At 71.3% G+C, this 14,241-nt stretch carries 14 protein-coding genes; 8 read left to right on the forward strand and 6 right to left on the reverse strand.

Annotated elements, in window-relative coordinates:
• Positions 1–121 precede the first annotated feature (121 nt).
• Positions 122–649 (reverse strand): SRPBCC family protein, encoded by a 528-nt coding sequence (locus D455_RS0105370; RefSeq protein WP_017569735.1) that lies wholly within the window; start codon positions 647–649, stop codon positions 122–124.
• 143 nt (positions 650–792) lie between these two features.
• Here D455_RS0105370 and D455_RS29325 point away from each other — a divergent pair, with 143 nt between their 5' ends.
• Positions 793–1,461, forward strand: coding sequence for a TetR/AcrR family transcriptional regulator (locus D455_RS29325; RefSeq protein WP_449289297.1), 669 nt, complete (start codon positions 793–795; stop codon positions 1,459–1,461).
• Positions 1,462–1,490: 29 nt separating this feature from the next.
• A complete protein-coding gene (locus tag D455_RS0105380) occupies positions 1,491–1,796 on the forward strand; it encodes a hypothetical protein (protein WP_017569736.1) in 306 nt (101 codons plus the stop codon).
• Between the two features lie 158 nt (positions 1,797–1,954).
• On the opposite strand, the gene D455_RS0105385 is transcribed toward D455_RS0105380, so the two are convergent.
• Complete coding sequence (locus D455_RS0105385; RefSeq protein WP_017569737.1) at positions 1,955–3,184, reverse strand: acyl-CoA dehydrogenase family protein; 1,230 nt, start codon at positions 3,182–3,184, stop codon at positions 1,955–1,957.
• Between the two features lie 146 nt (positions 3,185–3,330).
• A complete protein-coding gene (locus tag D455_RS0105390; RefSeq protein ID WP_017569738.1) occupies positions 3,331–4,770 on the reverse strand; it encodes an XRE family transcriptional regulator in 1,440 nt (479 codons plus the stop codon).
• A 219-nt stretch (positions 4,771–4,989) separates the two neighbouring features.
• Here D455_RS0105390 and aceA point away from each other — a divergent pair, with 219 nt between their 5' ends.
• The 4 genes from aceA to D455_RS0105410 all read left to right on the forward strand — a co-directional run bounded on the left by aceA (position 4,990) and on the right by D455_RS0105410 (position 8,179).
• Positions 4,990–6,288: an isocitrate lyase gene (gene aceA / locus D455_RS0105395; protein WP_017569739.1), complete on the forward strand. Its 1,299-nt coding sequence runs from the start codon at positions 4,990–4,992 to the stop codon at positions 6,286–6,288.
• 222 nt (positions 6,289–6,510) lie between these two features.
• Positions 6,511–6,753 carry a hypothetical protein gene (locus D455_RS34100; protein ID WP_017569740.1) on the forward strand — a complete coding sequence of 81 codons (243 nt, stop codon included), beginning with the start codon at positions 6,511–6,513 and terminating at the stop codon, positions 6,751–6,753.
• Between the two features lie 288 nt (positions 6,754–7,041).
• Positions 7,042–7,242 (forward strand): hypothetical protein, encoded by a 201-nt coding sequence (locus D455_RS29330; RefSeq protein ID WP_017569741.1) that lies wholly within the window; start codon positions 7,042–7,044, stop codon positions 7,240–7,242.
• A gap of 115 nt (positions 7,243–7,357) precedes the next feature.
• Entirely contained in the window at positions 7,358–8,179 is an 822-nt protein-coding gene (locus tag D455_RS0105410) for a CPBP family intramembrane glutamic endopeptidase (RefSeq protein ID WP_017569742.1), read from the forward strand.
• On the opposite strand, the gene D455_RS0105415 is transcribed toward D455_RS0105410, so the two are convergent.
• The gene (locus D455_RS0105415; protein WP_026122346.1) at positions 8,148–9,434 is read right to left on the reverse strand and encodes a CynX/NimT family MFS transporter; all 1,287 of its coding nucleotides are present in this window, start codon (positions 9,432–9,434) and stop codon (positions 8,148–8,150) included. The two genes, D455_RS0105410 and D455_RS0105415, sit on opposite strands and share 32 nt — an antisense overlap.
• 169 nt (positions 9,435–9,603) lie before the next feature.
• Between D455_RS0105415 and D455_RS0105420 the strand changes: the two genes are divergently transcribed.
• On the forward strand, positions 9,604–10,305 hold the full coding sequence (locus D455_RS0105420; RefSeq protein WP_017569744.1) for a FadR/GntR family transcriptional regulator: 702 nt from the start codon (positions 9,604–9,606) through the stop codon (positions 10,303–10,305).
• Between the two features lie 74 nt (positions 10,306–10,379).
• Here D455_RS0105420 and D455_RS0105425 read toward each other — a convergent pair whose 3' ends face one another.
• A complete protein-coding gene (locus D455_RS0105425; protein ID WP_017569745.1) occupies positions 10,380–11,123 on the reverse strand; it encodes an RraA family protein in 744 nt (247 codons plus the stop codon).
• Positions 11,124–11,332: 209 nt separating this feature from the next.
• A complete protein-coding gene (locus D455_RS0105430) occupies positions 11,333–12,241 on the reverse strand; it encodes an Lrp/AsnC family transcriptional regulator (protein WP_017569746.1) in 909 nt (302 codons plus the stop codon).
• A 485-nt stretch (positions 12,242–12,726) separates the two neighbouring features.
• Here D455_RS0105430 and D455_RS0105435 point away from each other — a divergent pair, with 485 nt between their 5' ends.
• Positions 12,727–14,241, forward strand: coding sequence for an LCP family protein (locus tag D455_RS0105435; RefSeq protein ID WP_017569747.1), 1,515 nt, complete (start codon positions 12,727–12,729; stop codon positions 14,239–14,241).

Genomic DNA, 14,241 nt, shown 5'->3' on the forward strand with positions numbered 1-14,241 from the left:
TGGTGATGGTGGGGGCTCCGTTGCCCGTGCTGCCGTTCATGGGGCCAGGGTAGGGGTCGGGTGTCCCGGCCCGCGAGGGCGGCTCGGTGCAACGGAGATCCGGTCGGTGGTCCCCTCCGGGTCACCGCGTTCCCCGGGGTTCCCCGGAGGCGCCGTCCCGGGACCGAACCCCGAGCAGGTGCCGGAGCAGGCGTGTGTACGCGCTCCAGCGTGCGGGGGCGCGCACGGTACCGGTGAGCCCGTGTTCGGCGCGGTCCAGGGCGTCCTCCAACAGGGCGTCGTGCAGGGGACGGAACACCAGCGGCCAGGTCAGGAGCGCCGGGCCCCGGGCGCGCATGGCGAGCAGGTGGCGCAGGACGGTTCCGCCGGAGGGGTCCGCGTGCAGCGTGAACTCGTGGAAGCCGTCGAAGCCGCGCGGTGCCAGGAAGCGGAAGCGCACCCGGTGGCCGGGGACGTACTCCTCGACCGTGTAGCGCACGGGCCCGTGGCCGCCCGAGGCGCCGACGGCCAGGGGGCCGTCCAGTCGCAGGGCTGGCCAGTGGTGGCGGGGCCAGAGCGGGTCGTCGTTCCCGGCCAGGCCGTCGATCAGGGGGCCCGCGCGTTCCGGGGAGGCCGGTAGTCCGCGCTCGTGCAGGTTGTACACGTCCATACCCACTCCTTTTAGAGAGATCCCTCCAAAACTGAGTGGAGCATACTCTCCGGAGCATGGGAAGACCCGCGCGCTTCAGTACTGACGATCTGGTCGAAACCGCCACGGCCCTGGCCGCCGAGGGCGGACCGGCGGCGGGGGCNATGGCCGCCGTGGCCCGGGGGGCCGGAGCGCCCAGCGGCTCGCTGTACCACCGTTTCCCCGGGCGTCCCGCGCTGCTGGCCGCCGTGTGGACGCACGCGCTGGAGGGGTTCCAGGCCGGGTGCCGCGAGACGCTGTCCGTCCGACCGGCGCTGGAGGCGGCCGTGGGCACCGCCCGCCACGTGGTCACCTGGAGCCGCGCCCGCCCCGAGCTGGCGCGGGTGCTGCTGCACCGGCCGACCGACTTCGACTCCCCGCACTGGCCCGGGACCGACCGCGCGCGCGTGGAGGCGGCCAACGCCGACGTCGCCGCCCTGCTCGCGGAGATCGCGCACGGCCTGCGCGCGCCGGGCGAGGACGGCGCGCACGCGCTGGAGCGGGTACGGCTGGCCGTGGTCGACCTNNNNCAGACGCCACCTCCCCACGGACCGGGGCCTTCCCGGGGGCATGGAGGAGCTGGCCGCCGACTCCGCCCGCCGACTCCTGGCCCCCGACCAACGCGGGCGGGGGTGACCCGTCGAAGGCGCGCCCTCGAAGTCCCGGCACGGCCGCCGTACGAGTACCGACCCGGCGTTCTCGGCGACGGGCTGGTACGGAACCCGCTCATGGCCGGGTCGGAGGCAGGATCTTGTGGTCTTCCACGGCGCCGCATGGAGAGTTACGATGAGTGACGTAATGCTCGCTGCATGAAAGAGATCCCATGATCCGCACCCCCGCGAAGATCCTCGCCGCGGCGGCCGTCACCATCGCCACCCTGTCCCTGACCGCGGCCCCCGCCTCCGCGGCTCCGGGAAGCTTCCGGGTCGAGGGAGCGCGCATCTACCGGCACGCCGACTTCGACAGCGACGTCCTCGGCCTCGGGTACACGTCGCATTCCGTGAACGTGCACTGCATGGTGCCCCGACCGGACTTCCTGTCGATGTACCACATGACGAACACCACGACCGGCGTCACCGGGTACGTGGCGACGGCTCACATCAGGGTGGGCGAAGTGCCCTTCTGCTGACCGGTTCCGGGAGCCTGCCGCGGGGCTTCTCCTCCACCGGCCTCGGGAGGGCGGGGGCGGAAGGCCCCGGGGTGCGCGGAAGGCGGGCACGGTGACCCCGTCACCGCACCCGCCGGGCGGCGGGGCCGGGAACCCGCGGTCCCCGTCGGAGCGCCCCGCTACCGGATCGGCAGACCGGTGATCTGGCGGCCGATGATGAGCTTCTGGATCTCGCTGGCCCCCTCGAAGATCGTGAAGATCGTCGCGTCGCGGTGCCACCGCTCCACGGGGTACTCCCTCGTGTACCCGTTGCCGCCGAGGATGCGCACCGCGTTCTGCGTGACGAACGTGGCGGTCTCGCTGGCGTAGAGCTTGCTCATGGAGCCCTGCGCGCTGTCGAAGTCCTTGTCGTTGCGCGCCATCCACGCCGCGCGCCACACCAGCAGGCGGGCCGCGTCGATGCGGGTGGCCATCTCCGCCAGGGTGAAGGCCACGCCCTGGTTGTCGCCGATCGGGCGGCCGAACTGCTCCCGCTGGGTGGAGTAGTCGCGCGCGTACTCGTAGGCGGCGCGGGCGCAGCCCACGGCCATGGCGCCGACGGTCGGGCGCGAGGCCTCGAAGGTCTTCATCGCGGCCTGCCCCTTGGAGCGCCTGCCCTCGCGGGCGCGGGCCAGGCGCTCGTCCAGCTTCTCCTTGCCGCCCAGCAGGCACGAGCCCGGGACGCGCACGTCGTCCAGGACGACCTCGGCGGTGTGCGAGGCGCGGATGCCGTGCTTGGCGAACTTCTGGCCCTGGCTGAGCCCCGGCGTGTTCGGCGGCACGATGAACGTGGCCTGTCCCCGGGAGCCGAACTCGGGCTCCACCGAGGCGACCACCACGTGGATGTCGGCGATACCTCCGTTGGTGGCCCAGGTCTTGGTGCCGTTGAGCACCCACTCGTCCTTGGCCTGGTCGTAGACGGCGCGGGTCCGGATGGCCGAGACGTCGCTGCCCGCGTCGGGCTCGGAGGAGCAGAACGCGGCGAGTCTGACGTCGGCGGCGGTGCCGAACATCTGCGGCGTCCACTCCATGAGCTGTTCCGGGGTGCCGTTGGCGGCCACGGACACCGCGGCCAGACCGGTGCCGGTGATCGCCAGGGCGATGCCCGGGTCGCCCCAGTACAGCTCCTCGAAGGCGACGGGGATGCCGACGCCGCTGGGCTCCAGCCACTGGTTGGCGAAGAAGTCGAGGGAGTACAGGCCGATCTTGGCGGCCTCCTGGATGATCGGCCAGGGGGTCTCCTCCCGCTCGTCCCACTCGGCGGCGGCGGGGCGGATGACGTCGGCGGCGAACCCGTGCGTCCAGTCCCGGACGTCGCGGACGTCCTCGCTCAGTTCCAGGCTGAAGGCGGGCGCGGTGGCCTCACTCATGCGCTTACATCCTTTGTCGGACCCTCCGGGGGAGGGAGGGGCGGCCTATGCGTGTTACCAACGGTAACAGTCAGGCTTTCGGGCCACAACGCCGCCGCACGCGAAAGGGGTCCGGTGCGCGGCGCACCGGACCCCCGTACCGCGAATCAGTCGCGGCTGTGGTTCTCCAGGAAGGTGTAGACGTCGTGCTCGTCCACGCCCGGGAAGGTCCCCGAGGGCAGCGCCGACAGCACGTGGGAGTGCGCGCGGGCCGACGGCCACACGTTGCCCTCCCAGCGCGCGGCCAGGTCGGCTGGCGGACGCACGCAGCACTCGCCGTTCGGGCAGTTGGACTTGGTGCGGTTGGTCGTCTCGCGTCCCCGGAACCAGCGCGACTCCTTGTAGGGCACCCCCAGGGTGATGGCGAAGTTGCGCTCGCGGCTGGGGTCCACGTGCGCCACGCACCAGTGGGTGCCGTTGGGCTTGTCCGTGTACTGGTAGTAGATCGAGTACCGGTCCGGGGAGGCGAACACCTGGCGCCCCGACCACTGGCGGCACATGCGCTGCCCCTCGATGGCCCCGGTGTCGTCGGTGGGGAAGACGAGGCCGTCGTTCTCGTAGGCCTTGTAGATGATGCCGGTCTCGTCGTTGCGGATGAAGTGGCACACCAGGTCCAGGTGGCGGTGGGCCAGGTTGGTGAACCGGTGCGCGGCCATCTCGTAGGAGACCGAGTACACGTCGCGCAGGTCCTCCACCGACAGGTCGCGGGCCTGCTTGGCCTCCTGGAGGTAGCGCACCGCGGTGGACTCGGGGATGAGGACGGCGGCGGCGAAGTAGTTGGCCTCCACCCGCTGGCGCAGGAAGTCGCCGAAGTCGCGGGGCTGGCCGTGGCCCAGCACGACGTGGCCCAGGGTCTGGAGGAGGATCGTGCGGGGGCTGTGCATGCCCAGCGTGGTCTCGCGCTTGAGGTAGATGCGCCGGTTGACGTGGTCGGTGAGGGAGCGCACCGAGCGGGGCAGGTCCTGCACGTACTTGAGGGTGAAACCGTGGTGGGTGGCGATCGCGAGGATCTGCCCCTGGGAGAGGGCGCCCGCGGTGTAGTTGACGGCGTCGAGGGTCTGGGCCGCCGCCTTCTCGATGCCCTCGAAGTAGTTGCCGCGCTCGCGCATCTGGCGCCGCAGGTCGGCGTTGGCCCGGCGGGCCTCCTCGGGGGTGGCCGCGGGTTTGGCGCTGCGCCGCTTGAGCTCCTCGTACAGGCCCACGATGTGTTCGAGCACGTCGTTGGGGACCCTCTTGCCGACCCTCAGGTGCGGCAGGTTCAGCTCCTGGTAGACCGCGTCGCGCTGGGCCTCCTCGACGGCGATCTCCAGTTGCGCGCGGCGGCTCGGGGGCTGCTTGGACAGGAGTTCCTCGACCGAGACGCCGAGGGCGGAGGCCAGGGACGTGAGGAGGGAGAGCTTGGGCTCGCGTTTGCCGTTCTCCAGCAGGGAGAGCTGGGAGGGGGCCCGACCCACGCGTTCGCCCAGGTCGGAGAGGGTGAGGCCGCGCGCCCGCCGCAGATGACGGAGTCGCTGACCGAAGGTGACGAGATCCAGGTCACCTGTCAAAGACGGTATTTCTTCAGCACCAAAGTACGCCATGGCTTCATGGTACGGAAAAAAACAACGATCTTCACCAGATTTCGAGTGGAAAACCCTTGGTTCTTGCCCAAGAATCATAGTTACCGGCGGGGAACTTACCGCTTCGGGGCTCACCCCCTGGCCCCGATCAGGACTCTCTCGACCGGTGTGAACACCTTGGGGACTACACGTAAGGCGGGATCGAACATGGGCACCAGCGCTCGACGACAGGAAGCCAGCGCCGAACTCCAGCGCGACTGGGAGACCAACCCCCGGTGGGCCGGTATCGAGCGCACCTACTCCGCCGACGACGTGGTCAAGCTCCGCGGCTCGGTCACCGAGGAGCACACCCTGGCCCGTCGCGGCGCCGAGCGCCTGTGGGACCTGCTCCACACCGAGGACTACGTCAACAGCCTCGGCGCCCTCACCGGCAACCAGGCGGTCCAGCAGGTCCGCGCCGGTCTGAAGGCCATCTACCTCTCCGGTTGGCAGGTCGCCGCCGACGCCAACCTCTCCGGCAACACCTACCCGGACCAGAGCCTGTACCCGGCCAACTCGGTCCCGGCCGTGGTCCGGCGCATCAACAACGCGCTCATGCGCGCCGACCAGATCACCTGGGCCGAGGGTGACGACAGCGCTCCCGAGTGGCTCGCCCCGATCGTCGCCGACGCCGAGGCCGGGTTCGGCGGCGTCCTCAACGCCTACGAGCTGATGCGGGGCATGATCGCCTCCGGCGCGGCCGGTGTGCACTGGGAGGACCAGCTGGCCTCCGAGAAGAAGTGCGGCCACCTGGGCGGCAAGGTCCTCATCCCCACCAGCCAGCACGTCAAGACGCTGAACGCCGCCCGCCTGGCCGCGGACGTCGCCGGTGTCCCGTCCCTGGTCATCGCGCGGACCGACGCCCAGGCCGCGACCCTGATCACCAGTGACGTCGACGAGCGCGACCAGCCCTACATCACGGGCGAGCGCACCGCCGAGGGCTTCTACCGCTTCCGCAACGGCGTCGACGCCTGCGTGGCCCGCGGCCTGGCCTACGCCCCGCACTCCGACCTGCTGTGGATGGAGACCGGGACCCCCGACCTGGACGTCGCCCGCCAGTTCGCCGAGCGCATCAAGGCCGAGTACCCGGACCAGATGCTGGCCTACAACTGCTCGCCGTCCTTCAACTGGAAGCGCCACCTGGACGACGCGACCATCGCGAAGTTCCAGCGCGAGCTGGGCCACATGGGCTACAAGTTCCAGTTCATCACCCTGGCGGGCTTCCACTCGCTCAACCACTCGATGTTCGACCTCGCCAAGGGCTACGCCCAGAACGGGATGACCTCGTACGTCGAGCTCCAGGAGGCCGAGTTCGCGTCCGAGGCCGACGGCTACACCGCCACCCGCCACCAGCGCGAGGTCGGCACCGGCTACTTCGACGCCATCAGCACGACCATCTCCCCCGAGGCCAGCACCACGGCTCTCACCGGCTCCACCGAGGAAGACCAGTTCTCAGCGGCTCACTGACACTGGTCTTCGTTCCCAGGAGGCCGTCCCTCCCCGCTTTCGTGGCTGGGGCGGGGCGGGCGGCCTCCGCCCCCCTAGCCGTCGGCCATGCGCGCTCCGTGTCACACCGCGCATGGCCGACGGCTTGTCGTGTGCCGGGCCCCTCCCGTACCGCCGAGGGGGGGTCCTAGGCTGGCCGCGTGGTCGCACCCCGCGGCCAGTCCCGAGCACCGGAGGTCGTGCGTGAAAACCCCCGAACCCTTCCTCTCCGCCCTGGCCGTACCGCTCCGGGTCCTCGGCGTGGGCGCCCTGGCCGCGTTCCTGGCCCTGGGCACCGCCGCGTGCGACGAGGCCCTGCCGAGCGTGGACGTCGAACAGGACGAGGGCGACGGTGAAGGCCAGGACGACGGAGACCAGGACGAGGACGGCGACGAGGACCAGGACGACGACGGCGACCAGGACGACGACGGCGACGAGGACGACTGAGCCTGGGACCTCCGCCCCGGACGCCCCCACACGGACGCGCCCGGGGCGGCGCGCCGTCACCGGGTCCGCGCCGAAACCCTCCTCTCCCACAGGCGGACGGGGCCCTCCGCCCGGATCGGGGCGGGCGGCCCCTCGCGCATTCCTGGCAACGGGCGGGGAAGGCGTCTAATGTGACTCACGAGGAAGTCACGGATGGATAACGCACGGATCCCGCCAGCCCGTCACCCACCGCGCGACGCCGCGGACGGACGGGCTCACGGCGCGATCCGCGACCCGATGGAGTCAGGGATGAGGTTCGAGGACATCAGCATGGGGACTCTGACCACCGCGCGCCGCGTGCTCGCGGGCGGCGCGATCGCCGCCGTCGCCGTGTTCGGCGCCGCGGCCTGCGAGGACAACGACGACCGGGACCGCAGCGAGCCGAACGTGGAGACGCCGGCTCCGGAGATGGGCGAGGACGGCGACGGCGGCGGCGAGATGGAGGACTGACGGCTCTTCGCCGCGCCCGTCCGGAAGCGGTGCGCCGGAGCCGTGTTCCGGCGCACCCCCGCCCCGAGCGGCGCCCCCGTCACGCCTCCCACCGGGCGGAACGTACATTGCAGGGGTGACCGACAAGATCCAGTCCCCCCGCGCCGAACGCCCCGCGACGACACCGCCCGCTCCCCCGCCCTCGGTCGACCGCCACCTGCTGCGCTGGGAGATCCTGTGCGTGCTCGCCCTCTCCCTGGGCGCCGCGGCGGTCACGGCGGTCATCTCCTTCGTCGGCACGCTCACCGAGCCCGAGTCCCTGGCCGAGCAGACCGCCAGCCTGGTGAACTCCCGCACGGAGGAGGCGCGTCCCTGGCTCGACCTGTCCTGGCAGCTGTACGCGCTGGCCGCCGCCCTGGTCCCGGTGCTGCTGGTGGCCTATCTCCTGCGCCGTTCGGGCGACTCCTCGCGCACCATCGGCTTCGACGTGCGCCGTCCCGGCTTCGACCTGGGCACGGGTTCCCTGCTGGCCGCGCTGATCGGCGTGGGCGGCCTGGCCGTGTACGTGGTGACCTGGCAGCTGGGGCTGACGGTCGCCATCCGGCCCAGCACCCTGAACGGCAACTGGTGGGACGTGCCCGTCCTGGTGCTCCAGGCCGCCAAGAACGGGATCCTCGAGGAGGTGATCGTGGTCGGCTACCTGCTGCACCGGCTGGGGCAGCTGGGATGGACGCCGTGGAAGGCGGTGCTGGCCAGCTCGGTGCTGCGCGCCTTCTACCACCTCTACCAGGGGATCGGGATGTTCTTCGGGAACCTGGTGATGGGGCTGGTCTTCGGCTGGTTCTACCTGCGCCACGGGCGCGTGATGCCCCTGGTGGTGGCGCACACGGTCATCGACATCGTGGCCTTCGTCGGCTCGGTGTACCTCATCGGCCGTCTGGACTGGCTCCCGGGCTGAGTCCGCGGGCGGCGATGACGTCCTCCAGGTAGCGGGGGCGGCCCAGCAGCAGGCCCACGGACAGGTTGACCGCGACCAGCACGGCCACCAGGAGCAGGGGCGCGTGCCAGCCGCCGCTGGTCTCGTGCAGCAGCCCGAACAGGAAGGGCCCCGCGCCGCCCATCAGGTAGCCCAGGCTCTGGCTGGTGGCCGACAGCGCGGCCGTTCCGGCCCCGGTGCGGCTGCGCAGCGCGAAGGAGGTCAGGGCGAAGACGAAACTGCCCATGCCGACGCCCACGAGCGTGGTCCAGACCCACACCCCCGACAGCGGGGAGAGCCACAGCCCGGCCAGGCCCGCCAGGTAGAAGACGGCGAACGCGACCACGAGGGGACGCTGGTCCCTCAGCCGGGTCAGGATCGTGGGCAGCACCAGGGACATGGGGATGCCCAGGACGGTCAGGTAGGACAGCGCCAGGCCCGCGGTCTGGGCGTCCATGCCCTGGTCGCGGAGCATCTGCGCGTACCAGCCGAACATGATGTAGGCGATCGAGGACTGGGTGCCGAAGTAGAGCACGGACTGCCAGCCCAGACCGGTGCCCAGCACCTGGCGGAAGCCCAGAGCCTGGGAGGGGTCGCCCCGCCCGGGTTCGTGGCGCAGCACCAGCAGCCAGGGGACGGCGGCCACGACGCCGAAGAGGGCGTAGGCGCCCAGGGCCACCCGCCACTCGCCGGTGGACTGCTCCAGGGGCACGGTGGCCGCGGCGGCGATGGCGGTGCCGAGGGCCAGGGCGGTGGTGTACACGGTGGTCATCAGACCCACGCGCTCGGGGAAGTGCTGCTTGACCAGGGCGGGCAGGATGACGTTGCCGACCGCGCCGCCGGACAGGGCCACGGCGCTCAGGGCCAGGAACAGCCAGGGTTCGGGAGCCGCCGCGCGTGCGGCCAGGCCCACGGTGAGGGCGGTCAGCGCGTAGACCAGGAGGTGGTGCTCGCCCAGGCGGCGGGCCAGGACGGGGGTCAGGCCGCCGAAGAGCGCGAAGCACAGCACGGGCAGGGTGGTGAGGGCGCCGGCGCCGACCGCGCTCATACCCAGCCCCGCGGTGACCTCGTCCAGGACGGGGCCGACACTGGTGATGGCGGTGCGCAGGTTCAGCGCCGCCAGGGCGATCCCGGCGGCGAGGAGCAGCAGTACCGCGCGCGGGTGGCGGCGGAAGGCGGTTCGACCTGCGGAGGGGTCACTCGTCACGGGGGTGTGGGGTGCTGGTCCGGCACTCATGGAGGCGACTCACAGAGATTCATAGGATGACCCGATGTACTTCATGAGGATAACGCATTGACGCCCGAGGCCAATTCCCGGCCGTAACTGGTCTAAGCTCCGGCCTTAACCCTTCCATACCTGTGCGCTGGCCCAGTCATCCGGCGACCCGCCTTTAGGAGGTAAACGCGTGCCCCTCGCCTCGACGCGCCGGACCGGTCTCGTCGACCAGGTCATCAGTCAGTTACGAGCACAGATCGACTCGGGTGAGTGGGGCGTCGGCGACCGCATCCCCACCGAGTCCGAACTCTCCGAGCAGCTTGAGGTGGGACGCAACACCGTGCGCGAGGCCGTCCGCGCCCTCGCGCACGCGGGGCTGCTGGAGATCCGCCAGGGGGCTGGCACCTTCGTGCGCGCCTCCAGCGAGCTCGGCGGTGCCCTGCGTCGCCGCCTGGAACGCTCCCGCCTGAGGGAGAACCTGGAGGTGCGACGCGCGCTGGAGGTGGAGGCGGCCCGACTGGCCGCGCTGCGCCACAGCGAGGAGGACATGGCCGACATCGACCGGGCCATGGGCCTGCGGGAGGCCGCCTGGCGCGACCGCGACATGGGCGCGTTCGTTGAGGCGGACTTCACGTTCCACCGGGCGGTCGTCAACGCCACCCACAACACGCTGCTCGTCGACCTGTACGACGACATCGCGCAGGTGGTGTACGCGAGCATCGCGCACACGGCCTACGAGCAGGACGACGAGGCGACCACCCAGCCCTCGTCGGCCACCGACGGCCTGGACCACTCGAAGCTGACCGAGGCGATCCGCGACGCCGACGCGTCGGGGGCCGCGCGCGAGGCGACCTGTTACATCGACGAACTGCTCTCACTCACCGAGGACTGAGCCGTTCGCGTCGGGCCCGGGAGCGTTCCCGAACGCTCCCGGGCCCTCGTCGTGCGTGGGACGTCGCCGTGGACTCAGTCCCGGGGGTCTCCCACCGCGGAGCGCGGCGAGAACCGCGAGCGGCCCGTGGAGTGGCTCTCAGCGCCGTGCGCGGCGGTGTCGCGGAGCGCCCCCAGGGCCCGTGAACGGCGGGCGCGGTGCTCGGCCCGCCCCTCCCAGCCGGTGACCCTGGAAGGGTCCAGATCGAGCAGGTCCAGGGTGCTCTCCCCGGCATAGACCGCGTCGATGATCTCCCGTTCGCGGGAGACGCTGTCCACGGTCGCGGCGATGATGGCGCTGACCTGCCCCCGGGGCAGGCACACCACGCCGTCGTCGTCGGCGACGATCCAGTCACCCCGGCGCACCGGCAGGGGCACGGGACCGCCCGCCGCCATGCTGATCTGGCGGCCCACCGAACCGCCCGCCTCGTGTCCGGCCTCGCGGACCGCGACGCCGGCGCCGAACACGGGCAGCGCGCAGCGGGCGATGGCGGCGATGTCGCGGACACAGCCGTCCAGGATGATGCCCGTGACCCCGCGGGTGCTGGCGGCCACGGCGAGGATCTCGTCGACGTAGCCGTACTCCGCCTCGCCCGCGACGTCGACCACGAGGGCCGAGCCGGGGGGAGCCTGGGCCACCGCGACGTGGATGGCGAGGTTGTCCCCCGGCGTGCAGCGGACCGGGAACGCGGTCGCGGCGAAGGCGGCCCCCGGCCAGACGGAGAAAAGGTGCGTCCCGAACGGCCTGGCACCGCACCGCGCCAGCGCCACCGTGCCCACAGCCGTCAACGTATCCGCAAGCGCCACGTCAGCCTCCCCATACACCCGCGCCTGGTGTGGTCGGTCCGGAGCCGACCCCTCCCTATACTCACGGGTAACTTAAGCGTGACGCAAGCCATGCACGACCGAAACAGCGAAAAATGCTACCGCTGGTTACAGATGCGGATGGAGAGGGCGCCGGCGCCTACGCACCGTGCCCGCCCACGGGGTCAGGGCGCGACCCACTCCACCGAGTGATCCCCTCCCCTGCGTTCCTTGCGCACCGACAGGTGGTCCCAGCACTCCACGTATCCCACCCCCGGGGTGGCGCGCACCGTCTCCAGGGCCTCCACCAGCTGGCAGCGGTCGGGCGCGGTGAGGGCGCCGACGATGTCGTAGCGCCCGAAACCGCTGGCCAGGAAGGAGATCCCCGGCATGTTCGCCAGCGCCGCGCCCAGCAGCTCGGCGTCACCCCGACAGCGCAGACCGAAGCCCAGCCGCTCGTTGGCGCCCACCGCCGAGGGTTCCACCAGCGCGGTCACGTGCACCACGCCGGAGTCGAGCAGCCGCACCACCCGCGAACGGGCCGCGGCCTGCGACAGGCCCACCTGCCGGGCCAGGTCCGCGTAGGAGGCCCGGCCGTCCCTGAGCAGCTGCCGGACCAGGCGCCAGTCCAGCGCGTCCAGCTCGATGTCGCGTAGTTCCCGCACGCTGCTGTGGGCGTCCTTGAACACGGCGTTGGCGCGGAAGACCTCCGCGCCGTCCACGCCCGGCAGCGAGCGCAGCTCGGAGAGCTCCTTGGTCAGGGCGGCGTCGTCGGCCACCCGGATCTGCGCGACGGCCGGGAAGCGCCCGGCCGACTGGGCCGCGAAGGTCACCGCCTCCCGCTCCCCCAACGCGTCCAGCATCGGCCCGACGGGGCCGCTGACGCGGAACGAGACGTGACCGAGGACCTCCATTCCCACGACCCCGGCGTGCAGTACTCCGACGATCCTGATGGCTCCGGACTGCACGAGCTGGCGCACCCTGGCGCGCACCGCCGTCCTCGACAGACCGACTCCGTCGGCCAGTGCCTGGAACGTCGCTCTGCCGTCCCCTTGCAGCGCGCGCATGAGCGCGGCGTCAACCGCATCGAGCACGATGGCTTGCCTTTCGTTCCCATGACGCCGTCCTTCCCCCGGACGGCGCCCCCTCCTGCGGCCAGATCATCGCAGCTGCGGCGTGCGTTCACTACTGATCGCCAAAGAAATCAGCTGATTCGCCGTTTTGACCGGGGCGGGAACGCCCCCCAATCCCCCATCAGCGCACTCGGCGTCACATAACAGACTTGTATAGAACATCCCTCATGACTGAGTAGCCGTGCACACAACTCTCGCAAAGCGCCACACTGAACTGTCGGGGCCGCGCGACACCCTCGCGGACCTCCTCCCTCCCGGAGGCCGACGTCCGTACGTTCGAGCCCGGGAACCGCCAGGAGGGGAACCGGACACCCCCTCCCCGGCGTGTACACGACAGGGGGCGGGGACGCGGGTCCGGACCCGCGACGCGTCGCCGTCCGGCGACCGCGGCGGGAGATCACGAAGACAACGGGGCGGTCCGCCCCGCGGCTGGAGAGGAACCACCGGTGACAGCGGAGGACGAGCAGCGGGACGGGGCGCCCGCGCGCCCGACTACGGGCAGGGCACTCCTGTGGACCGCGGCGTCGGTTCCCCTTCCCGGACTGGCGCACCTGCGGATGCGCCGCAAGGTGGCGGGCTCGGTGATCCTGGGCGTGTACCTGGCCGGGATCCTGGCGCTGGTCGTCTGGAGCCTGCGGCTGGGCGCGGCGGAGGCGGACACCATGACGCTCCTGGCCACCATGGCCTTGCAGGGCCGCTGGCTGTTGAGCGTCATGGGCGCGGTGTTCGTCGTGGCGGTGCTGTGGTTGACGGTGGTCGTGCACTCCTGGGTGATCACCCGTCCCCCCGGGGCGCCCCGGGGGACGCGGGTGCTCGGCGCGGCCGTGGTCCTGCTGCTGTGCCTGACCATCGCGGCGCCCTCCGCGCTGGCGCTGCACGGCGGCTACACGGCCTACCAGACCCTCAACAACGTGTTCCAGGCCGAGGAGGACCCCGAGATGCCTCCGCACGACGAGGCCGACCCGTGGAACGGCCGGGAGCGGGTCAACGTGCTGCTGCTCGGCTCGGACTCGGCGGACAACCGCTACGGGGTGCGCACCGACACCATGATCGTGGCCAGCATGGACACCGAGACCGGTGACACCGTGCTGGTGGGCCTGCCGCGCAACCTGGAGAACGCCCAGTTCCCGGAGGGCAGCGCGCTGGCCGAGCGCTACCCCGCGCCGTACGGCTTCGACATGCTGCTCAACGAGCTCTACCAGGCGGTCGCCGAGGAACCCGAGGCACTGGCGCTCAACCCGAACGCGACCGATCCCTCCGCCGACACCCTCAAGAAGGTCATCGGGTACAACCTCGACCTGGACATCGGCTACTACGCGATGGTCAACATGATGGGCTTCCGCGACCTGATCGACGCCATCGGCGGCGTGAGGGTGCGTATCGAGGAGCCCATCCCCTACGGTCTGGAGGGCGGGGTGCTGGAGCCGGGCACGCACCTGCTCAACGGCCACGACGCGCTCTGGTACGGACGTTCCCGGACCAACAGCAGCGACTACGGACGGATGGGCCGCCAGGGCTGCCTGATCAAGTACGTCGCCGAGCAGGTCGACCCGATGACCGTCCTGACGAGCTACCGCAGGCTCGCGGGCGCCACCGAGCGCACCCTGAGCACCGACATCCCCCAGTCCAAGGTGCCCTCGTTCGTGGAGTTGGCCGACCTGGTCACCGATGAGGGGAGCATGAGCACGTTCCAGCTGTCGCCGCCCCAGGTCAACACGGCCAACCCGGACTGGGAGGCGATCCGCGGGCTGGTCGCCGAGGCCGTCTCCGGGGGTGCGGACGAGGTGGCGGAGGAGCCCTCCGCCGCTCCGAGCGAGGACGCGGAGCCGTCCGGGGAGCCCTCCGCGAACGACGAGCCCACCGAGTGGCAGGAGTTCACCGGTCTGGGGGAGGAGGAGCCCTCCGAGCCGGGTCGCCAGGTGGGCGAGGAGCCCAGCAGCCTTGAGGCCCTGTGCCCCTGA

This window comes from Nocardiopsis halotolerans DSM 44410 (assembly GCF_000341065.1).
Taxonomy (GTDB): domain Bacteria; phylum Actinomycetota; class Actinomycetes; order Streptosporangiales; family Streptosporangiaceae; genus Nocardiopsis; species Nocardiopsis halotolerans.